At 80.7% G+C, this 410-nt stretch carries 1 pseudogene; it reads left to right on the top strand.

What is annotated here, in order from left to right:
* Positions 1-410, top strand: a pseudogene (locus U8L64_RS00280) (hypothetical protein); the annotation flags it as partial.

Below are 410 nucleotides of genomic sequence, written 5' to 3' on the forward strand. Positions count from 1 at the left end.
TGATGCTGCCGCTGTTCTGCTCGGTGGCGTGCCTGGGCTGCCTGCTGCCCAACGCCACCGCATGCGCGATGGCCGATCAGCGTGCCAACGCCGGTAGCGCCTCGGCGCTGCTCGGCAGCCTGCAGTTCGCCATCGCCGCGGGGGCGGCCGCCGCCGGGGGGGGGGGGCCGGGCGGCGCGGCGGGGGCGCGGGCCGCGGGCATCCACCAGTGCGGGCGGGGGGGGGCCGGCGCCCCGCAGCCCGCACGGGGTGAGGCCCGCGCCCACCGGCCCCGCCGCGCCGTCTTGCCGCGCCCCCCGGGCGGCGGCCCCCGCCGCGGCGATGGCGAACTGCAGGCTGCCGAGCAGCGCCGAGGCGCTACCGGCGTTGGCACGCTGATCGGCCATCGCGCATGCGGTGGCGTTGGGCAG

Origin of the sequence: Pseudomonas sp. FIP_A4 (genome assembly GCF_036701605.1) — a bacterium.
In the GTDB taxonomy this organism is placed as follows: domain Bacteria; phylum Pseudomonadota; class Gammaproteobacteria; order Pseudomonadales; family Pseudomonadaceae; genus Stutzerimonas; species Stutzerimonas phenolilytica.